The sequence below is a fragment of the Paludibacter propionicigenes WB4 genome (assembly GCF_000183135.1).
Lineage (GTDB): Bacteria > Bacteroidota > Bacteroidia > Bacteroidales > Paludibacteraceae > Paludibacter > Paludibacter propionicigenes.
This window is the reverse complement of the sequence record NC_014734.1, coordinates 1,431,687-1,454,161: the sequence shown is the minus strand read 5'-3', so window position 1 is coordinate 1,454,161 and position 22,475 is coordinate 1,431,687. Positions and strand designations below refer to the sequence as shown.

Annotated in this window: 13 protein-coding genes, 2 tRNA genes and 3 rRNA genes; 10 read left to right on the top strand and 8 right to left on the bottom strand. The window is 40.4% G+C overall.

The window, feature by feature from the left end; all coding sequences use genetic code 11:
• Position 1: 1 nt before the first annotated feature.
• Genes PALPR_RS05990 through udk form a run of 3 tightly spaced genes read right to left on the bottom strand, consistent with a single transcriptional unit; the run spans position 2 to position 2,793 of the window.
• On the bottom strand, positions 2-1,384 hold the full coding sequence (locus PALPR_RS05990) for an MltF family protein (protein ID WP_083807185.1): 1,383 nt from the start codon (positions 1,382-1,384) through the stop codon (positions 2-4).
• An 11-nt stretch (positions 1,385-1,395) separates the two neighbouring features.
• Positions 1,396-2,133: a 3'-5' exonuclease gene (locus tag PALPR_RS05985; RefSeq protein WP_013444715.1), complete on the bottom strand. Its 738-nt coding sequence runs from the start codon at positions 2,131-2,133 to the stop codon at positions 1,396-1,398.
• A gap of 39 nt (positions 2,134-2,172) precedes the next feature.
• On the bottom strand, positions 2,173-2,793 hold the full coding sequence (udk, locus tag PALPR_RS05980; protein WP_013444714.1) for a uridine kinase: 621 nt from the start codon (positions 2,791-2,793) through the stop codon (positions 2,173-2,175).
• A gap of 266 nt (positions 2,794-3,059) precedes the next feature.
• Between udk and PALPR_RS05975 the strand changes: the two genes are divergently transcribed.
• Both PALPR_RS05975 and PALPR_RS05970 read left to right on the top strand, forming a co-directional pair.
• A complete protein-coding gene (locus PALPR_RS05975) occupies positions 3,060-5,396 on the top strand; it encodes a glycoside hydrolase family 20 protein (protein ID WP_013444713.1) in 2,337 nt (778 codons plus the stop codon).
• A gap of 343 nt (positions 5,397-5,739) precedes the next feature.
• Positions 5,740-6,570, top strand: a complete 831-nt coding sequence (locus tag PALPR_RS05970; protein ID WP_013444712.1) for a hypothetical protein — start codon at positions 5,740-5,742, stop codon at positions 6,568-6,570.
• Between the two features lie 346 nt (positions 6,571-6,916).
• Here PALPR_RS05970 and groL read toward each other — a convergent pair whose 3' ends face one another.
• The 5 genes from groL to vimE all read right to left on the bottom strand — a co-directional run bounded on the left by groL (position 6,917) and on the right by vimE (position 12,453).
• Positions 6,917-8,548 (bottom strand): chaperonin GroEL, encoded by a 1,632-nt coding sequence (gene groL, locus PALPR_RS05965; protein ID WP_013444711.1) that lies wholly within the window; start codon positions 8,546-8,548, stop codon positions 6,917-6,919.
• 130 nt (positions 8,549-8,678) lie between these two features.
• On the bottom strand, positions 8,679-8,948 hold the full coding sequence (locus tag PALPR_RS05960; RefSeq protein ID WP_013444710.1) for a co-chaperone GroES: 270 nt from the start codon (positions 8,946-8,948) through the stop codon (positions 8,679-8,681).
• A gap of 173 nt (positions 8,949-9,121) precedes the next feature.
• Positions 9,122-10,006, bottom strand: coding sequence for a glycosyltransferase family 2 protein (locus PALPR_RS05955; protein WP_013444708.1), 885 nt, complete (start codon positions 10,004-10,006; stop codon positions 9,122-9,124).
• Positions 10,007-10,025: 19 nt separating this feature from the next.
• Complete coding sequence (locus PALPR_RS05950) at positions 10,026-11,138, bottom strand: glycosyltransferase (protein WP_013444707.1); 1,113 nt, start codon at positions 11,136-11,138, stop codon at positions 10,026-10,028.
• Between the two features lies 1 nt (position 11,139).
• Positions 11,140-12,453, bottom strand: coding sequence for a UDP-2,3-diacetamido-2,3-dideoxy-alpha-D-glucuronate deacetylase VimE (gene vimE, locus PALPR_RS05945; RefSeq protein WP_013444706.1), 1,314 nt, complete (start codon positions 12,451-12,453; stop codon positions 11,140-11,142).
• Between the two features lie 1,362 nt (positions 12,454-13,815).
• On the opposite strand from vimE, the gene PALPR_RS05935 reads away from it, so the two are divergent.
• The 8 genes from PALPR_RS05935 to PALPR_RS05900 all read left to right on the top strand — a co-directional run bounded on the left by PALPR_RS05935 (position 13,816) and on the right by PALPR_RS05900 (position 22,454).
• Positions 13,816-15,343: ribosomal RNA gene (locus PALPR_RS05935) — 16S ribosomal RNA — on the top strand.
• Between the two features lie 245 nt (positions 15,344-15,588).
• A tRNA-Ile gene (locus PALPR_RS05930) sits at positions 15,589-15,662 on the top strand.
• A gap of 85 nt (positions 15,663-15,747) precedes the next feature.
• Positions 15,748-15,822: transfer RNA gene (locus PALPR_RS05925), tRNA-Ala, on the top strand.
• Positions 15,823-16,120: 298 nt separating this feature from the next.
• Positions 16,121-19,015: ribosomal RNA gene (locus PALPR_RS05920) — 23S ribosomal RNA — on the top strand.
• Positions 19,016-19,226: 211 nt separating this feature from the next.
• Positions 19,227-19,337 (top strand): 5S ribosomal RNA (gene rrf / locus PALPR_RS05915).
• The 16S, 23S and 5S rRNA genes sit together here with 2 tRNA genes alongside, the layout of an rRNA operon.
• 992 nt (positions 19,338-20,329) lie before the next feature.
• Positions 20,330-21,151, top strand: a complete 822-nt coding sequence (locus PALPR_RS05910) for a MotA/TolQ/ExbB proton channel family protein (protein ID WP_013444704.1) — start codon at positions 20,330-20,332, stop codon at positions 21,149-21,151.
• A gap of 23 nt (positions 21,152-21,174) precedes the next feature.
• Entirely contained in the window at positions 21,175-21,786 is a 612-nt protein-coding gene (locus PALPR_RS05905; RefSeq protein ID WP_013444703.1) for an ExbD/TolR family protein, read from the top strand.
• A gap of 8 nt (positions 21,787-21,794) precedes the next feature.
• A complete protein-coding gene (locus PALPR_RS05900; protein WP_013444702.1) occupies positions 21,795-22,454 on the top strand; it encodes an ExbD/TolR family protein in 660 nt (219 codons plus the stop codon).
• The last annotated feature ends 21 nt before the right edge of the window (positions 22,455-22,475 follow it).

Genomic DNA, 22,475 nt, shown 5'->3' with positions numbered 1-22,475 from the left:
ATTAGTTGTTTGTTTTTTTGCGATATTTTTCATAGGTTTCGAGTGTATTGTGAACGTATTTTGCCGTTTCTTTTCCTCTGAAGTAACCGTATTTTACCACCGGATCTTGGTAAAATTGCGATTCGCTCATTTTGAGAAGAAAATACTCAACGTGGTTAAACCATGTATGTTGTTTTTTGCCGTATTTCTTTGTCAGTGCCATGGCATCAAGTATATGCGCCGGACCGGAGTTGTATGCAGCCAGTATAAACCTGATTCGTTCTTCTTTATTGCTTACCTGACTAAATGATAGATTCAAACTCTTTATATACTGTACGCTGGCTTCGATATTCATTTCGGGGTCAAAGCAATTATTCTTGTTTAATCCGAAGTTGGAAGCGGTGTGGGGCATAAGTTGCATAAGTCCGGCTGCACCCGCCCAAGAAACTTCGGTAGTGTTGAAGCGCGACTCATGAAAAGCCACAGCGGCGAGTAATCGCCAGTCCCAGTTTATAACAGGGGCATATTTTTTAAACAAGCGGTCGAAAGGTGATATGCTTCCTTTGGGTATTTCTATCCTGCGAAGCGAAAGAAAAGGATTTTTATCAAGGTATTTGCCCCGCAGGTTCGAAACCATAAGGTCCGTTTCGGGTAATTGTTGCCATTTTTCTATTGCTTTTCTCAGGTTCACACAGCCGGTGTTGATCAGCCAGCCGTTTCGCTGATTAAATCCCACAGGCATGTGGCAATCCAATTTTCGGTTGTAAGATCGGTGAAGCTGTGCCAGGTTGTTATAAGCCAGTGTGTAACTTATCTTATTTTCGGCCACCATGTCTATCAGGTCGTCGTTATTGAGCGAGTCCGGAGCCAGAATAACGTTAATCGTCCCCCCAATTTCTTCGTTTAGCGCCGTAAGCCGCTTGTGAAATGGGCTATTTGCTTTTACGTACACGTCTTTTCCTTCGAGCTGGGTAACATCCGAAAGCGCATTGGCACCGATACTTTGCACTAAAACCTGGTAAGTGTCCGGTTGTGGAAAAACAAAACTGAATTTATTCTTAAGCTCTTTTGTTTCTACCATGTTGTAGGCAAGCAAATCTACTTTGCCGTTCTCGAGCCATTCCAGCATCTCCTTTTCCGACCGGGCAACGCTTATTTTGATATTGACGTGCAGGTAGTCGGCCAGATTTTCGGCCATTTCGTAATCAAAACCCATCAGTTCATCCCGATACATAAAATAAGAAGTAGAACCGGTCATGGTAGCAACTCTCAGCGTATCCGAGTCAACTATCCCCTTCAGATCGACAATATTACCTACCGATGATTCTACCATCTTTTTATGTCCACAGCCGGTGAACACAAAGACAGAGAATACTAATGGAATTATCGGTAGTCTTCTTTTCATAAAAAGAGGGTTCAGATAAACTGGATATTTTGGTTGTCGATAAGCTCCAATCCGTTCAGTCGGAGAAAAACCTGAGCGGTGGCAACCACATCTTTTTGGCAGTATTGTGCTATACGGTTTACATTCTTTTCTTTGTAATAAACGCCTGCTACCTGACTTCCATCGATATCATCTTTAGGAGTAGGGATGCCAAAAACTGCCGTGAGCAATTTCAGGGCGGTGTAGTTTTTGTAATCTCCAAATTTCCACAATTCGAGTGTGTCAATGAATGTAATATCCCAAGGCTTTTTCCCTGAAATGTTGAGGATTGATGGTAATTTTAATCCGTTTATAAGCATTCGTCGGCAAATATACGGTATGTCGAATTCTTTTATGTTGTGCCCACACAGTGTGTGTTCTTTGGTGATACAGAATTTATGAATCAGTTCGGTAAACCCGGTGAGAATCTCTTTTTCGTCATCGCCGCAGAATGACTTAGTGCGGAAATGCATTGTTTCGCCCTGAAAAAAGATAAATCCTACGGAGATGCACACAATTTTGCCGAATTCTGAATAGATGCCCGCACTGGTATTGAAACCTTCAGCCGCAGTGGTTTCTTCTGAATACTTCTCGGGCATACGCTTATGAATCAGATTGAATTTCTCTTCCCATAAATGAGCCAAATCTTCAGGCAATTCCGAAAAATCAGATGTTTGAGGAACAGTTTCAATGTCCAAAAACATGATTTTTTGTAGTTCGTTTTTCATCATAAGATTTCGTTTCAGTGAACAGTTATCAGTGAGCAGTAATCAATTATGAATAGTTAATTGTCTGCTCAGTATATATTTTGTTAGAATATCAATGGCAATATGGTTGTTTCCTCCCTGCGGGATAATTAAGTCGGCAAAGCGCTTGGATGGTTCTATGAATTGCAGATGCATAGGTTTTACGGTGCACTCGTAGCGTTCCATCACTTTGTTTACAGAGCGGCCTCGCTCTACAATGTCTCTGTTGATTACGCGTATTAGTCGGTCATCGGCATCGGCATCAACAAATACTTTCAAATCCATCATGTCCCGCAGTTCGGGGTTGGTTAGTACCAGTATTCCCTCCACAATGATGACGTGGCACGGGTGTATCGTAATGGTTTCGGTGGCGCGTGTGCAGGTAAGGTACGAATAAATGGGTTGTTCTATCGCTTTACCATTTTTCAACTCTTTCAGGTGTTGCACCAAAAGCTCAAATTCTATCGAATCGGGATGATCGAAGTTTATTTCCAGTCTTTCTTCGAGCGGTAAATGGCTACTGTCGCGATAATATGAATCCTGAGGAAGAATTACCACTTCGCCTTGTGGCAGCCGTTCTAAAATTTTGCGTACAACGGTTGATTTTCCTGAACCTGTTCCACCCGCAATTCCAATTATAAGCATATAGTCTTTTTGTTAGTTTTCAGGCTACTAAGGTAAGGAATTATTTTTTTTCCTTCGTATTTCGTCTTATTATTTTTTGACAGTGCCGGGAGCCGTTTTTTTATATGGTTGATAAATAGTTGGATAGAATTTTGGTCTTAGCTTTTTTTAGTATTCAAACGAATCCTAAAATGAATATTTATCAGGTTTTCTGATTGAAAAAGCAGCAGTAATTGCTTAAAAAACTCTATATTTGTAAGGCTTAAAATCAAAATATTTTAAAGATAATGATAAAACTTTCAACTTTTTTTCGACGCCGTTTGATGGGAGTTTGTGTGCTTGTGGGTTGTAACTCATTTAGTTTGCTTTTGGCAGGCGAATACAACATTATTCCTTATCCTCAAACATTAATTCCCCAATCCGGTTCATTTACTTTTAATAAACGAACCACTGTTTATTGCCCGTTTAATAAGCCGGAGGTGTTGAGGCTGGCACGGCAGTTTTCAGCGCACTTTGAGGTGGTTTCGGGCATAAAATTAGCCATGGCGGACATTGCTAACGCTAATCGGAAAACCAACAATGCTGTGATATTTCAGCCGGAGGTGAATCTTGAAAATGCTGAAGCTTATCGCTTGAGTATTTCGGCAAATGCAATCAGTATAAAAGCATCAGCAGCTAACGGTTTCTTCTATGGTTTGCATACTTTGTATCAACTTTTGCCTGAAGCAATCTATGGAAAGAAGTTGGTAGCAGGTAAAAAATGGTCGGCCCGTGCGGTGGAGATTAAGGACTCGCCACGTTTTGCTTACAGGGGGTTGCATTTGGATGTTTGTCGTCATTTCTTTCCGATAGCGTTTATCAAAAAGTATATTGATGCTATGGCCATTCATAAATTCAATACTTTTCACTGGCATCTTACCGAAGATCAGGGTTGGCGCATTGAGATAAAGAAATATCCGCGTCTGACGGAAGTTGGTTCGAAGCGTGCTGAAACGCTGGTGGGCTATTACTACGACCGGCTACCTCAGGCGTACGATGGTAAACCCTACGGTGGATTTTATACGCAAGCCGAAGCACGCGAAATAGTGGCTTATGCCAAAGAGCGGTTTATTACGGTGATTCCCGAAATAGAACTTCCGGGGCATGCACAGGCGGCTATTGCGGCTTATCCGTATTTGTCGTGCAAGCAGGATTCGTCGGTGAAAGTGGCAACTAAATGGGGTGTTTTCAAGGAGGTATATTGTCCGCGCGATACCACATTCAAATTTCTGGAGGATGTATTGACCGAGATTATGGCTATTTTCCCAAGCACATATATTCATATTGGTGGTGATGAATGCCCGAAAGACCGTTGGAAAACCTGTCCGGATTGTCAGGCAATGATAAAAAATCTGAATCTGAAAGATGAAAACGGGCTACAGAGCTATTTCGTACACCGGATAGAGCGGTTTTTAAATTCCAAGGGTCGGAAAATGATTGGTTGGGATGAGATATTGGATGGTGGATTGGATCCTAATGCTACGGTGATGTCCTGGCGGGGTACGCAGGGTGGTATAACTGCTGCTAAAGCCGGCAACGATGTGATTATGACTCCCGGAACATATTGTTATTTCGATAAATACCAGGCCGAACCGCTGAACGAGCCAACCACTATCGGCGGCTTTTTACCCCTGAAAATGGTATACGAATATGAACCGATACCTACTGAACTTACTGCCGACGAGGCAAAGCATGTGCTGGGTGCACAGGCCAATGTGTGGACGGAGTATATGCCGACGGCTGAAAGTGTTGAATATATGGTGTTTCCTCGTCTTTCGGCCATGGCGGAGGTGGTATGGAGCGATAAAGCAACCCGAAATTGGGAATCGTTCAGAAACCGTATGCCGTCGGAGTTTAATCGTTATGAACAGTTGGGTATCAAAGCTTCGAAGTCTTTCTATGAGGTCCAGTTTCAATCTGCCGTTACAGCCGATAAGAAATTGCAAATCTCGCTTTCGTGCGATTGTCCCAATGCTCGGATTCATTATATTATTAATGGCAAAACCACCGTATATAAAGCTCCGTTTATCTTGTCAGAATCGGCTGAAGTTGCAGCTAAGGCATTTATTGGCGGAAAACAACGGGGGAGAACGATTACAAAATCTTATCAGTTGAGTAAATTAACCGGACTGGCTTATACGCAAAACCAACAAGGCGGATGGTACGACGGCGGAAATTCACGAGCATTGACCGATGGTGTGCCGGGCAACGACAAAGTTTATGCTCAGTGGGTAGGTTTTGGTAAGGGCAGGGATGTTGAGCTGGTGGTGGATATGCAGTCTGCTCTAAAAATTGAGCATTTCAGTGTGGGAATGTTGAATGCTCCGGCTATGTGTGCGCAAATTTCGCCAGAAATAAAATTGTACGGTTCGACGGATGGTGTGAACTACCGTCTGCTGGCTGAGAAACATTTTACTCCACCTACATCTCCCGATAAAGTTATCGTACGTCCCGTGTTTACATTCACGCCTACCGAGGTGCGTTACCTGAAGGTTCAACTCCGAAATGCTAATTATTGTCCACCCGATAAATTGGAAAATGCTGAATGTGGCGTCTTGTTTTTGGATGAAATAGGGGCATGGTAAGAGTTTAATTTGATATGCAACCCTGACAGTGGTTGAAAACCTTGTCATCAGTTGAAGAATCCCTATTAATCCCCACCAATCCTGCATTTTACCAGTTTTACGAAAAAAAAATAAAAATAATTTTGGCAACATTGTTTGTTTTTAAGGTAAATACTTTATATTTGTTGCACGATTATTGTTTGAATCTTAAGAAAATAAAGACCTTAATTATCAAACTGCATGTAGCTCATTTGAGCGCTTTTGATAGTTAATGATACAAACGGAGCAACCCGAAAATCCATAACAGAGTTGGGAGCGAAAGCCGAAAAGCTGGAGAGTAGGCGAAAAAAAACAGAACACATTTATGAACAAACTATTTTGCATTTTAGCTTTACTGTTTACCGTAACAGTTTATGGACAGACAAATGACGAAGTATTGACTAATGCTTCGATATATTCGCTTTGTCAGAAAGGATTATCTCCATCGATTATCATTAGTAAGATTAAAACATCTAAGACAAATTTTGATGTTTCGATTGCTACTTTAATCAAGATGAAAGATGATAAAATTCCGGATGAAATTGCAAGTGCTATGGTAGATGCCTCTGGTAATAAGGAAAATGTTACCGGAGATATAAATGATCCAAATGCAACTCATGAATCAGGCCTTTATTACTTAATGGTCAACGACGGCAAAACTGAAATGAAACCAGTAGAACCTACAGTTTGTTCGCAGACAAAAATGGGGAGCGGAATCATGACGCAGCTTACCTACGGAATTGCAAAAACCAAATTTAAATCAACTCTGGATGGCTCTATGGCGCGCCTGCAAATTTTTGAGGCCAAACCGGTATTTTATTTTTACTTTGAAAAAGGGCAAAGTTTAAATGATGCAACATCTTCTTGGTTTTCTTCTTCATCTAGTCCCAACGAGTTTATATTGGTGAAGTTGGATGTAAAGAAAAAAAATCGGGAATTTGTTATAGGTTCAGTGAACGCTTATTCTGGAGTATCAATGGGAGTTGATGATAAGCTGAGAATTCGTTTCGATGTTGAAAAACTAAAATCAGGAGTATATAAAGTAACTCCAAAGGATTCTCTTGAGCCTGGTGAATATTGTTTCATGTCAGCAGGAAACTCAACAACATCAACAGGAACAGGTGGAAAAGTATTTGACTTTGGGATTAAAGATTGATCATAATTTGAAACATTTACCGAGTATTGCCGCTTGGTTTTATGGATGATAAATCAAAGAATTAGAAAGTAATTTCATTCATAGCGTTTATATTGTTGCAACTCTGATAGCGGTCGAAAATCCCTGTAAACAGTTGAAAAAAGGATTAATAATAAATTAAAAACCCCTTGTCACTCTCGAGCGACAAGGGGTTTGGCTTATATATAGTATCCACAGGGTTGCGCCTGCAGGAAGATAGTTCTTTTACAGTTATCAGTAAACAGTTATCAGTGATAAAGTGTTCAGTTATCAATAAACAAAATCTAAGATTAATCACTGTTTACTGATAACTGATCACTGAATTATTTTACATCATTCCACCCATTCCACCGCCCATAGGCATTTGTGGAGCAGGGTTATCTTCTTTCTTTTCGGTGATTACACACTCTGTAGTCAGGAACATACCTGCGATAGAAGCAGCATTTTCCAACGCCACACGGCATACTTTAGCCGGATCAACCACACCTGCTGCATAGAAGTTTTCATACACATCGGTGCGGGCGTTATAACCGAAGTCGTCTTTGCCTTCGCGCACTTTCTGAACTACTACTGCACCTTCTTTACCTGCGTTGAATACAATCTGACGCAATGGTTCTTCGATAGCACGTTTAATGATTTCGATACCGGTTTGCTCGTCATCGTTTGCAGCTTTGATGTTGCTCAACGAATCGATAGCACGGATATAAGCCACGCCACCACCGGGAACAATACCTTCTTCGATAGCTGCACGGGTTGCACAAAGTGCATCGTCTACGCGGTCTTTTTTCTCTTTCATTTCTACTTCCGAAGCAGCACCTACATAAAGTACAGCAACACCACCAGCCAGTTTAGCCAAACGTTCCTGTAGTTTTTCGCGGTCGTAGTCCGAAGTAGTAGAAGCAATCTGTGCTTTAATTTGAGCCACACGGTTAGCGATAGAATCTTTTGCACCTGCACCGTTTACAATAACTGTATTGTCTTTGTTTACGGTTACTTTGTCGGCAGTTCCAAGCATTTCGAGGGTAGCTTGTTCCAGTTTAATGCCCTTTTCTTCCGAAATAACAACACCACCAGTCAGTACGGCAATGTCTTCAAGCATTTCTTTACGACGGTCGCCAAAGCCCGGAGCTTTCACAGCACATATCTTCAACTGAGCACGCAGACGGTTCACTACCAATGTAGTCAACGCATCGCTATCCACATCTTCGGCAATAATCAACAACGGACGACCCGACTGAACAGCAGGTTCCAGGATAGGAAGCAATTCTTTGAGGTTCGATATTTTTTTATCGTGGATAAGGATGTATGGTTTATCCATTTCCACTTCCATTTTTTCTGTATTGGTAATGAAATATGGCGAAATATATCCACGGTCGAATTGCATACCTTCTACCACATCAATGTTGGTGTCGGTACCTTTTGCTTCTTCGATAGTGATTACACCGTCTTTAGAAACTTTGCGCATAGCATCAGCAATCAGCTTACCAATTACGGCATCATTATTAGCCGAAATAGAAGCCACCTGCTCAATCTGATCGTAGTTTTCGCCCACTACTTTAGCTTGCGCAGCAATGCTTTTTACCACTGCATCAACAGCTTTGTCAATACCACGTTTCAAATCCATTGGATTTGCACCGGCAGCCACGTTTTTCATTCCAACGCTTACGATAGACTGTGCCAGAACGGTTGCAGTGGTAGTACCATCACCTGCATCGTCGCCGGTTTTCGAAGCCACTTCTTTTACAAGTTGTGCTCCCAGGTTCTGAAATGCATCTTCCAGTTCAATTTCTTTTGCCACTGTTACACCATCTTTGGTAATGTGTGGTGCACCGAATTTTTTCTCGATAATTACGTTACGACCCTTTGGTCCAAGCGTTACTTTTACGGCATTAGCCAACTCGTCAACCCCTTTTTTCAATTGGTCGCGAGCATCAAGATTAAATAAAATTTCTTTAGACATTGTATATTCCTTTTTTAAAGATAACCCCTAACCCCTAAAGGGGGACTGGATTACCGTTGTTTGTTATAAAGTTTTTAATAATATGTAAGAGACCGTACTAATTTAATTCCCCTTTAGGGGTTAGGGGTTCTTAAATTATCGCCAAAATATCCGATTGTTTCATAATCAAGTATTTCTCACCTTCCCATTCCAGTTCTGTTCCGGCATATTTGCCGTACAGTACGGTATTGCCAACGGCAACGACCATTTCTTCATCTTTTGTTCCGTTACCAACGGCTAACACTTCACCTTTCAACGGTTTTTCTTTGGCTGAATCGGGAATGATGATTCCACTGATTGTTTTTTCTTCTGCCGGTGCAGGTTTTACCAACACACGGTCGGCTAATGGTTTAATAGTCATGTTTATTAATCTTTTAATAAGTTGATTATAAAATAAAGTTTATGAATAGTACAGCCGATTTCTTCGAGCTGTGTTTAATCCTTTTGCGAATTTTGTGCCAAAGCTCGTTTGTGTCCTTTTTGACAGAAATAACCGTTTATAACAAGAAAAGTTTTCTGTTCGCTGACAACTTGTCATTTTTCTATCGACGTTTTGCACAAGAAAAGTAGTTTGTACAAATCGTAGAGGCGGAGAGAAGGAGAGGAGCTACATAGCTTATGCTCCAAAACAGATTGCAGCTGATCGAAACTATAAGCAAATAATCGAGTCAGGCCCAACTTACAAATACGTACAAAGCTATGTAACAGTTTCGACTCTTCAGTCAGAAACGGATAACGTCCGGTTTTGTATAGTTTATACAGATTAAGGGTTGCTTCTCTCGTTTTGATAAGGAAAGTGTCGTTGTCATCCAGTCCTTTGTGGATGATTGGATTCTCTATCTGAATATAGTCGTACCCAAGTAAGTGTATCTGATGTCCGAAAACCATGTCTTCGTGTCCGTATCCATGTATGTTCTCGTCAAATCGGACAGTATCGAAAATCGATTTTGAAATCAGAAAATTGAAGGTTGAAAAGTTATTCCTGTCCCGTTCGGTAGCATTGCGGGCTTCACGCTGGCGGCCGTATGCCAGGCGCAGACTGAATTGCGGATTATTTTCATTCGGTTCATAAGCTGTTCCGCCTATCACCACACATTTTTCTTTACAAAAAGAAATATACTTTTCTACAAAATGTTCCGAGCAAACTTCTGCATCGCAATCCAGAAATAACAAATGCTCGTATTTAGCCTCATCAGCCAGCTTATTTCGGACTGCAGAACGACCAATATTTTCAGACAATATAATATGTCTGCAAAATTCAAAGTTATTTACCGTTTTGTTTTCTTCAAGAAATGGCGTAGAACCATCTTCAATAACTATAATTTCAAAATCCACATACGTATCCAATGCCTGTCGGTGAAGCTCTGCCACCAAACGGGTGATGTTATAATTATATGTAGGGATTAAAATAGAAATCATTTGTTTCACTGATAACTGTTCACTGTTGATTAATCACTGATATAAGTACTTTCTCCTCTTTTTCCCAACAAAGTTCTTCTTTGGCTTTTGCTGTATTTTGCTTTACTATATTGTATCTTGTTTGGTCGCTGAAAGCATTTTCAATGACAGTCGCAATATGTTTCGGATCGTGGTTTTGTATATAGAAGCCGATATCATATTTGTCAATAATCTGCTTAAGTTCTACTAGTCCGGACGAAAGGACAGGAATGCCGGAGTGAATATAGTCGAACAATTTATTAGGCAAAGAAAAACGATAATTCAGGTTGGTATCCTTGTCAATAGCCAGTCCTAAGTCACTATTCATGGTATATTGGCGTAATTCTTCGAAAGGCATTTTAGCTTTGAAGATGATTTTGTTCTGTAAACTGTTTTCTTCTGTCAGAGCTTTGAGTTTTGGGAAAACATCTCCGCTACCCACTATCAATAATACGGCATTCTCCAGATATTGCATTGCCAGCACGGCTTCTTCGGCTCCGCGCTGAACGTTTATTCCTGTCCCCTGCAAAATAAGTATATGTTTGTTTTCAGGCAAGCCAAGATCTTTTCGCGTTTTAAGGTGAGCGGGGCTGTAAGTAGGTGGAATATTCCGGCTTACATGTATCGTTTTATTATACTTTTCACTATAAAGTTTTGCAATGGAATCATTTACCGTAATAATATCTTTCAATTTAGGGAATATGCGATCTTCAATCTTTTTCCAGATTGATTGCACCAGAGGGCGATGAGCCAGTTCGGGTGTTTCAGTAAAGTACTCATGTGTATCGTAAATTAATCTGATATTGCGGAGTTTAGCTGCGAGGTAAGCAGCCGGGAGTGTATCCAAATCATTGGAAAAAATCAAATCAACGTTTTTTGTCATTAAATATAGAAACAAACGGATGTTGAACTCCGCGTAAAATTGTGGTCCTTTTCTAAACCACAGCTTTCGTCGCAATGTGAAATAAGGTCTCTCAAGAGGCAGGCTGTCAGGCAGTAGTCGTCCTGTTTCAATCACCCAATACCCGCATTTTTGAAGTGTCATGCAGGTTTTGTGTACCCGTTGGTCGGTACTCAGGTCATTTGTAACGCAGACAACAGCCGTTTTTTGCATATCATTTTGTCTTCAAATAGTTGATGATGTCCTGATATAGTTTTCGGTGATATAATTGCGGATTATCTTCTACTGAGGTATTATGCCAAAGCAGAACCAATTCGCCATTCCAGCTTTCCACCATATTTATCAGTCGGATACAGTATTCGTAGGCTTCGTGCGCATTCATATACATATAACGCTTATCGCTCAGGCTACTATCCATGATGGTTAGTGGGTGCAACGTAAGCGTTGTCAGTTCTTTGGTTTTAGGATTAATCCATTTTACGGGTCTGCATGTTCCGAGCCTGAATCCGGCAACATCAGCATAGCCCATTGTAAAATCATCAGTAATACCGGCATCTATTAATGCTTGCATATCTTCCGGCTCGCGTGAGTCAAGATAATGATGCCTGTTGTAAGTAATCGTTTTTTTTGATAATTTTTCCAGATGCTTTTTCTCATCGGCTATTAAATTGGGCTTGATACCGGCTTCATAGCTCGAATGTAATCCGAAAGTAATGTTCTTCTTCTTGCAGAGCATCACCAAGGATTGAAAATCTTGTATATGATGTGTTATAAAAGGTTTGTCCTCTTTGTGCGATCCACCTCCTACTTTTACAAATACAATTGGCTCGCACCGGTCAGAACCAATACCTTGCCTTACGGAATTGTCGAGCCTAAATAGCCACGGTGATGTAAACCACGGGTCGTTTTTTAGTCCGCCAAAGTAGCTTTTTATAGCTTTATTACCCTCTTTCGGACGCTTAATCCCCCGAAGAAGTCCTCCCAGAAAACCTCTGAAATTTCTATAATGTGATAATTGGTCAACATCGTGAGTCAGGTAAATTTTCCGAATCTTTTTCGGCATATCAGGAATTTCGATTCCGATGTTTTGTAGCTGAGAACGCAGCAATTTACCATATTCGTCTACAAGTGGTGAGTCAATAAGGCCTGAGCGATAGGGTAAAGAGATTTTCCCCGGAAATCGCCCATGCGAATCCCGTTTGTCGCATTGAACCATTTCTTCGTATCGGCTGATAAGAAAGTATGTGCTGGCAATCAAATCGGCATATAGTATCTGAGTGTTGCCAATCAATTCTGTTTCAGGTAAGCCAAATAATATTGGAGCTTCTTCCCATATTTTCAACGGCAAACTTGGTAAAGAATCGGTTGTACCGTATATATTCACATCAAAAAATGTAGATGGGACAATTACGAGTTTATATTTATGGAATTCAGCACGGTCGGCAGTATAACCGATCTGTGAAATAATTTCCTGGGATACATTCTCTCCCAATAAAAACTGTAATATATAGTTTATAATTTCAGACATGCTTATTTTAATTTCTTTTTCTTCTCGTGCGATAAAGTTACTATCACAGCAACAACGACTCCCATCAGAAGATCTTTATTCGTGAGTATGCCAAAATAATCTGCGTCCGTTGATTGGTGTTTTGTTACTATTTTCAATATTACTGATAATGTAGCAAATATCACAAACACGACTACGCCATATATTATAGGTTGTAATTTTGGAGGTATAGACATTATATACAAGCTTGATTTATTTCTTTAGGTAGATCGTAAGTTCGATGAAAAAAGGAATTAATACTCATTTATTAACTGCAATTTTATTGCGTTCAATTTCAATCTCTCTTTTTATCACAACATTTGCCTGATTTCTATTGAATTATAAATTTGGGGCATTTGTTTTACTCAGATACGAATGCCAAAAGTACTCAATAAATTCAAATTGGGAGTTCATTAAACTAAAAAATATATCTATTGTGTATAAAAATTGAGATTTCAGTTTGGCAACGAGTCTTTACTCTTCCTTTTGTCTTTTTTCGGATACTAAATGAGTTTGTAGAGTTCTATCATTCTACTATTATCCTGCTTTTTCACTGTCATTCGTGAGGTTCTATGGGATTTTCCGCCCAATTTGGGACTGCAATCAGACCTTATTTTGAGAAAACAATAAATTATTTTGCGACAGGAACGAGTTTTTTATCAGGCGTTTAAGGTGATTAGTATGTTTTACAGCAGAAATAAAAGGTAAAATGATTTGGATTGTATGTATAAAGTGACTACTTTTGCACCCGCTTTGAGAGAGAAGCACGGTAGTTAGGTAATGAAAAGAGGTGTCAAATAAATAAAGAAATTATTTTTCTCAAAAAGTTTGGTAGTTTAAAAATAAGCATTACCTTTGCAGCCGCTTTGAGAGAGAAGCTTTGGGTTTAAAAATGGTTTAATAACTGACTGATTAAAAAACAGTTAAGTTGGATAAAATTAAGTTTTCCCGACAAATTTTCTTGAAAATAAAAATCAAAACTTTTCTAATAAAGTTTGGTATATTGAGAAAAAGCAGTATCTTTGCAGCCCGTTTGTCTCACAAAATTTGAGGGTAGAACGAAAGCAAAACAAGTTATAAAATAGGGAGCTATTTTGTAGTAACATTAGAAGTCTTGATAAACAACTGCACTGCGAAGTGCAACTTCCAAATTCCCCTTTAGGGGTTAGGGGTATCAAGCATCGATCTTTGAGAATACATGAACAACAAATAATGTAGTATAAGGAAAGGGAACATTTTTTATAAATGGGAGTATCTGTCAAAGGATACAAAGATTTTTTATACCACGTCAATTTTCTACAATAAATTTAGGAATAGATAGCATCCGAGCAAATAAAAAAAGATACAACGAAGAGTTTGATCCTGGCTCAGGATGAACGCTAGCGACAGGCCTAACACATGCAAGTCGAGGGGCAGCATAAAGGTAGCAATACTTTGGTGGCGACCGGCGCACGGGTGAGTAACACGTATGCAACCTACCTGTAAGAGGGGAATAACCCGGAGAAATTCGGACTAATACCGCATAATACCACTGAACTGCATGGTTTAGTGGTTAAACATTTATGGCTTACAGATGGGCATGCGTATGATTAGCTAGTTGGTGAGGTAACGGCTCACCAAGGCAACGATCATTAGGGGTTCTGAGAGGAAGGTCCCCCACACTGGTACTGAGACACGGACCAGACTCCTACGGGAGGCAGCAGTGAGGAATATTGGTCAATGGGCGAGAGCCTGAACCAGCCAAGTCGCGTGAAGGAAGAAGGTTCTATGGATTGTAAACTTCTTTTGTAAGGGAATAAAAAAGAGTACGTGTACTCTATTGTATGTACTTTACGAATAAGGATCGGCTAACTCCGTGCCAGCAGCCGCGGTAATACGGAGGATCCGAGCGTTATCCGGATTTATTGGGTTTAAAGGGTGCGTAGGCGGACCCTTAAGTCAGTGGTGAAAGTTTGCGGCTCAACCGTAAAATTGCCATTGAAACTGAGGGTCTTGAGTGTAAATGAGGTAGGCGGAATGTGTTGTGTAGCGGTGAAATGCTTAGATATAACACAGAACACCAATTGCGAAGGCAGCTTACTGGGATACAACTGACGCTGAGGCACGAAAGCGTGGGGATCAAACAGGATTAGATACCCTGGTAGTCCACGCAGTAAACGATGAATACTAGCTGTATGCGATATACTGTATGTGGCAAAGCGAAAGCGTTAAGTATTCCACCTGGGGAGTACGTTCGCAAGAATGAAACTCAAAGGAATTGACGGGGGCCCGCACAAGCGGAGGAACATGTGGTTTAATTCGATGATACGCGAGGAACCTTACCCGGGCTTGAAATGCATCTGACCGACTTGGAAACAGGTCTTCTAGCAATAGCAGATGTGTAGGTGCTGCATGGTTGTCGTCAGCTCGTGCCGTGAGGTGTCGGCTTAAGTGCCATAACGAGCGCAACCCCTATTGATAGTTACTAACAGGTTAAGCTGAGGACTCTATTGAGACTGCCACCGTAAGGTGTGAGGAAGGTGGGGATGACGTCAAATCAGCACGGCCCTTACGTCCGGGGCGACACACGTGTTACAATGGGGGGTACAGAGGGTTGCTACTTGGTGACAAGATGCTAATCTCTTAAAGCCTCTCTCAGTTCGGATCGGAGTCTGCAACTCGACTCCGTGAAGCTGGATTCGCTAGTAATCGCGCATCAGCCATGGCGCGGTGAATACGTTCCCGGGCCTTGTACACACCGCCCGTCAAGCCATGGAAGCTGGGGGGACCTGAAGTACGTAACCGCAAGGAGCGTCCTAGGGTAAAACTAGTAACTGGGGCTAAGTCGTAACAAGGTAGCCGTACCGGAAGGTGCGGCTGGAACACCTCCTTTCTGGAGCGATGTTATCGAAACTTAGTAGAAAAGTGGTATACAAGGAAAGTGCAAACTTTTTGAGTACTACATTATGTTGTTTATGATATAAATACAGTCAGCAGTGAACAGTAAACAGTGAACAGTCAGCGGTAATGCAAGTTACAGAGAATGCTGATAACTGATACCTGATGACTGATAACTGAAAACGGTAGTTACACAAGAGAAGTTGATAACTGAAAGCTGATGACTGATAACTGAAATTCAGTCCTATAGCTCAGTTGGTTAGAGCGCTACACTGATAATGTAGAGGTCGGCAGTTCAACTCTGCCTGGGACTACAACAACAGTTCACAGTGAGCAGTGAACAGTGAACAGTTGAAGAACTGATAACTGATAAGTGTTCCCTGATAACTGAAAATACTCGGGGGATTAGCTCAGTTGGCTTAGAGCACCTGCCTTGCACGCAGGGGGTCATCGGTTCGAGCCCGATATTCTCCACAAAAATCGACCAGCGGGTTGTTTTTTTTTGAAGAATAGCAAAAAAGTAATACAGATTATTAGTATTGAACCACTAACAATCAACACATTAAATGAATAATTGTCGTGAGACAAAATAATTATTAATTATCAATTATTAATTATTCATTCAATAGCGATCTTTGATATATTGAAAGAAAGAGAGAAAAAGTAGTAAAGCAATGCTTTGCGATAGAGTAATCTAAAGTTAAGCATTGAGTATTTGTAGAGACGCATGTAAATGCGTCTGATAACTATGGATACGAGCAAACAAGAAATAAAAAAAGCAAATAAGAGCGAACGGTGGATGCCTTGGCTCTGGGAGGCGATGAAGGACGTGATAAGCTGCGATAAGCTCGGGGGTGGTGCAAATAACCTATGATCCCGAGATTTCCGAATGGGGCAACCCAACATAGTGAAGCTATGTTATCCCGCTATGCGGGAGGCGAACGAGGGGAACTGAAACATCTAAGTACCCTTAGGAGAAGAAAACAAAAGTGATTCCGCAAGTAGTGGCGAGCGAACGCGGAGAAGCCCAAACCAATGATGTAGTAATGCATTGTTGGGGTTATAGGACTGCGATATTTGGAATAAAAACGAACTGGAACGATTTGGAAAGATCGATCATAGAGGGTGATAATCCCGTACAGGTAAAGTTTTATTTTGATAGCAGTATCCTGAGTAGTGCGGGACACGAGAAATCCTGTATGAATTTGCCGGGACCATCCGGTAAGGCTAAATACTCCCCAGAGACCGATAGTGAACCAGTACCGTGAGGGAAAGGTGAAAAGTACTTCGAATAGAAGAGTGAAATAGATCCTGAAACCGTTCGCTTACAAGCGGTTGGAGCACCTTCGTGGTGTGACAGCGTGCCTTTTGCATAATGATCCTACGAGTTACTTTCACTGGCAAGGTTAAGTATTTCAGGTACGCAGCCGAAGCGAAAGCGAGTCTTAACAGGGCGCCATAGTCAGTGGGAGTAGACGCGAAACCAAGTGATCTACCCATGAGCAAGTTGAAGTTTCGGTAACACGAAATGGAGGACTGAACCGGTATACGTTGAAAAGTGTTCGGATGACTTGTGGGTAGGGGTGAAAGGCTAATCAAACTTGGAGATAGCTCGTACTCCCCGAAATGCATTTAGGTGCAGCGTTGCAATAGTTTATATGAGGTAGAGCGACTGATTGGATGCGAGGGCTTCACCGCCTATCAAGTCCTGATAAACTCCGAATGCATATAAATGTTTTGCAGCAGTGAGGGCATGGGTGCTAAGGTCCATGTCCGAGAGGAAAAGAATCCAGACCATCAGCTAAGGTCCCCAAATATATGCTAAGTTGAATTAACGAAGTCGAACTGCAGTGACAGCTAGGATGTTGGCTTGGAAGCAGCCATTCATTCAAAGAGTGCGTAACAGCTCACTAGTCGAGCGGTTTGGCGTGGATAATAATCGGGCATAAGCATATTACCGAAGCTATGGAATTATACATTGTATAATTGGTAGGGGAGCATTCCAGTACAGCGTTGAAGGCGTAAGGACAACTTACTCTGGAGCGGCTGGAAAAGCAAATGTAGGAATAAGTAACGATAAGGGAGGCGAGAAACCTCCCCGCCGGAAGACTAAGGTTTCCTGATCAACGCTAATCGGATCAGGGTTAGTCGGGGCCTAAGGTATAGCCGATAGGCGAAGCCGATGGAAGAACTGGTTAATATTCCAGTACTACTTATAAGAGTGAAGTGGGGACGGAGCAGTGAAAGTCCTGCGGCCTGACGGAATAGGTCGTTAAAGGGTGTAGATATTGACGGGGGTAGGCAAATCCGCTCCTAGAGTCGAACCTGATAGTACCGAGCGCACTTGTGCAATCGGATATGGATGTAATCAGACTCCCAAGAAAATCCGCTAAACGTTAATCTTATAAGTACTCGTACCACAAACGGACACACGTGGTCAAGTATAGCGTACTAAGGCGCTCGAGTGATTCACAGCTAAGGAACTAGGCAAAATAGCCCCGTAACTTCGGGAGAAGGGGCGCTTCCTCATGTTGAATGAGAAGCCGCAGAGAAATGGCCCAGGCGACTGTTTAACAAAAACATAGGGCTATGCAAAATCGAAAGATGAAGTATATGGCCTGACACCTGCCCGGTGCTGGAAGGTTAAGAGGAGATGTTATCGCAAGAGACGCATTGAATTGAAGCCCCAGTAAACGGCGGCCGTAACTATAACGGTCCTAAGGTAGCGAAATTCCTTGTCGGGTAAGTTCCGACCTGCACGAATGGTGTAACGATCTGGGCACTGTCTCAGCTGTGAGCTCGGTGAAATTGTAGTATCGGTGAAGATGCCGATTACCCGCAACGGGACGGAAAGACCCCGTGAACCTTTACTGCAACTTTACATTGAATTTGGGTAATTAATGTGTAGGATAGGCCGGAGACTGCGAAGCGGGCACGCTAGTGTTTGTGGAGTCACCCTTGAAATACGGCCCTTTGATTATTTGAGTTCTAACTCCCTTGTAGGGAGGACACTGTATGGTGGGTAGTTTGACTGGGGTGGTCGCCTCCAAAAGTGTAACGGAGGCTTCCAAAGGTGCGCTCAGGCCGATTGGTAACCGGTCGTAGAGTATAATGGTATAAGCGCGCTTGACTGAGAGACCGACAAGTCGATCAGGTAGGAAACTAGGGCATAGTGATCCGGTGGTTCCGTATGGAAGGGCCATCGCTCAAAGGATAAAAGGTACTCCGGGGATAACAGGCTGATCATTCCCAAGAGCTCATATCGACGGAATGGTTTGGCACCTCGATGTCGGCTCGTCACATCCTGGGGCTGGAGAAGGTCCCAAGGGTTGGGCTGTTCGCCCATTAAAGTGGCACGCGAGCTGGGTTCAGAACGTCGTGAGACAGTTCGGTCCCTATCTGTTGTGGGCGCAGGAAATTTGCGAAGGTCTGACACTAGTACGAGAGGACCGTGTTGGACGAACCTCTGGTCGATGGGTTGTTCCGCCAGGAGCACTGCCCAGTAGCTACGTTCGGTTTGGATAAGTGCTGAAAGCATCTAAGCACGAAGCCATCTTCAAGATTAGATTTCCATTGAGGGTCGTGGAAGACTACCACGTTGATAGGTCACAGGTGTATAACAGAAATGTAGAGCCGAGTGATACTAATTGCCCGATAGCTTTTTTAGAACCCCTAATCTACCCCTAACCCCTAAAGGGGAATAATAAAGGTAGAGATAAAGGAAACAAACCCGCTCTTTGCGTATTTTTCTCTCTTCTTTTTCAATTATCTATTATAACAAGTTAATTGAGTAATTAAGTGTAATAAGTAATTGGTTTAATACCAATCATAACTAACCAACTAATTAACCAATAATCTGTCAACTAAATAAACCGTATTTAGGTGGTTATAGCGACAGGGTTCCACCTCTTCCCATTCCGAACAGAGAAGTTAAGCCTGTCCACGTCGATGGTACTGCTGCAAAGTGGGAGAGTAGATAGCCGCCGTTTTTAAAGCCTCATACAAGAAATTGTGTGAGGCTTTTTTTTATGCCCGTAAGTCAAATACAGGCAAAAAATACGATTTGATTTACGAAATGCAGCTAACTTTGATTAGAATTATTTAGATTGCAGCGTTTTTATTTCGTATAATCATGCATCGTAGAAATTGCAATATTGCGTTGTATATATATACTGTATGTATACAATTTCTATCTATTTATTCATTCTTTTTATTCAATGATGAAATAATAAATATATATGGTTTCTGAAATTTTCGCAATGGAATGATACAGCCCAAAAAGTAGAATTTTTTAATGAAAATGTATTGAAAAAAGGTGCAGGTTTATGCTTATAAATTGTTTTTTTTTATATATTTGAATGCTGAATTTATAATGCAATTTAATACAAAAAAATGTGTATTTTGCCTCTGTACTTAAGTGTGTAGTTGTCTGTAAAATAGCGTATTCTCGGTAATCGGAGGAATAAATCATATGAATTTTTGACTGAAAAAATTTAGTTTTTAATCATACTAATCATTCTATTGTATTTTCGAATGCGATTAGATGAATAGTAAAAAATAGCTGGGAAATGCCAGATATTTATAAGAGGACTAATCAAAGAATGATTTTCGAACAATAAGTTAAGTTAGTTATTTCTGTCATAAAACTGTATTATAAATCTCACATTATTTACAGTATTTTATATGAAAAACAACGTTCTGTATGTTATATTTCTGTGAAATTCAGGCGTCTGCAAAAAAATACAATTAAAAATTGTAAAAAGCATCAACTTTAATGATTTTGTTGCTATTTTTGTGCTCGTTATAAATAATACCTGAATAAATATACTTGATTGAATGTCTCTCTAGTTGAATGTTTAAAATTCTAGGAATTGTATTGTAAGTCTTTCATATTTCTGTGATTATATTAAATTCTATAAAATAATATCTATAAATATTTTTGAAAACAATTATAAAAAATAATACTAATAAAAAAAACGTTATGGCAAAGAATCAAAAACAACCAAAAAAAGGTAAACAATTCACCGGTATTAAATCATCAGGTCTTGTTATTGCTGCATGTTTCGTACTTGCAATTGCAATTTTTCACTATGTGTTCGGTAACCCGGCAAACTTTGTAAATGGAGATCCTAATAATCACCCACTTGATGGTAATTTACTTGGTACAGTTTATAAAGGAGGTTTCATTGTTCCGATCATTCAAACATTATTACTTACAGTATTGGCTTTAAGTGTAGAAAGATTTTTTGCTATAAAATCAGCACAAGGTAAAGGTAATCTGGCTAAATTTGTTCAGGAAATCAAAACAGCATTGACCAAAGGTGATATCGCAGGTGCAACAGCAATTTGCGATAAACAAAAAGGATCAGTTGGTAATGTAGTAACATCTGCTTTGGTAAAATATGCAGAGGTAGAAGAAGATAAAACATTATCAAAAGAACAACAAATTCTGGCTATTCAAAAAGAGGTTGAAGAAGCTACTGCTTTGGAATTACCAATGTTAAGCCAAAATCTACCTGTTATTGCTACTATCACAACATTAGGTACGTTGATGGGGCTGTTAGGAACGGTAATCGGTATGATTCGTTCGTTTGCTTCATTAGCAGGTGCTGGTGGTACAGATTCTATGGCACTTTCTCAAGGTATTTCTGAGGCTTTGATTAATACTGCTTTCGGTATCGCAACAGGTGCTTTAGCTGTTATTTCGTATAACTATTTCACAAGTAAAATTGACTCACTTACTTTCTCTATTGACGAAGTAGGTTTCTCTATCGTACAAACATTTGCTGCATCTCACAAGTAATCAACCTAAAATAAAGCGAAATTATGTCTAAAGTAAAAGTAGCAAGGAAGAGTACCCGTATCGATATGACCGCGATGAGCGACGTTACAGTGCTTCTGCTTACTTTTTTCATGTTAACTTCTACGTTCGTGAAAAAAGAGCCAGTACAAGTAACAACTCCGGGGTCTGTTTCTGAGATCAAAATACCCGAAACGAATGTTCTGTCAATTTTGATAGATCCTAAAGGAAAGGTATTCATGAGCATGGATAAACAAGCCGATATGGTAAATACCTTGGATAGTGTGGGTAGTCATTATGGAGTGACATTTACTGAACAAGAAAAGAAAAAGTTCAAAATTGCACAGACATTTGGAATACCCATAAAAAGTATGAAAGCTTTTTTAGCCTTAAAGGGAGAGGAACAAGATAAAGTACTTGGTAATTATGGTATACCAACTGATAGTCTTGACAATCAGTTTAAAGTATGGATACAAAAAGCTAAAGCGGTTAATCCTGCATTTAGGATAGCTATTAAGGCTGACCAGAAAACGCCCTATAAAGTAATTAAAAATGTAATGAATTCTCTTTTGGATTTGAGAGAAAACAGGTACAATCTGATTACGTCACTTAAGAATGAAACTGCTAATAAAAAATAAACAAAATTATGGCTGAAATACAAAGTAACGAAGGCGGAGGAAAAAAGAAGAAAGGTGGCAGTAAACAGAAAAAAATTAGCGTTCACGTCGATTTTACACCTATGGTGGATATGAACATGTTGCTGATTACTTTCTTTATGTTATGTACATCGTTGAGTAAACCTCAAACGATGGAAATAAGCATGCCGACTAATGATAATAAAATTACGGAAAAAGATAAAGATGCTGTAAAGGCTTCGGAGGCAGTAACATTGCTTTTGACAGGTGGTGATTCAGTATTTTATTATACTGGCCAGGCAGATGTTAAGGATTATAATTCTTTAAAACTAAGTTCTTATAAAGCTGATGGTTTGAGAGCATTTTTATTGAAACGCAACACAGTGGCAGTAAATAAGATCAATGACTTGAAAGAACAAAAAGTTCAGTTGAAAATTAGTCAAGAAGAATTTAAAAAACAGGTTTCCGAGATAAAAGGCGGAAAGGGTACACCGACTGTAATTATAAAAGCATCTGATAGAGCAACCTATAAGAATTTGATTGATGCACTTGATGAAATGCAAATTTGTAATATTGGAAAGTATGTTATTGACAAGATAACACCTGGAGATTATTTTTTAATTAGGAATTTGCGAAACAAAGGTACACTAAGTCAAGGATCCTCTAAATAGTTAAATGACCAAAATATTAAC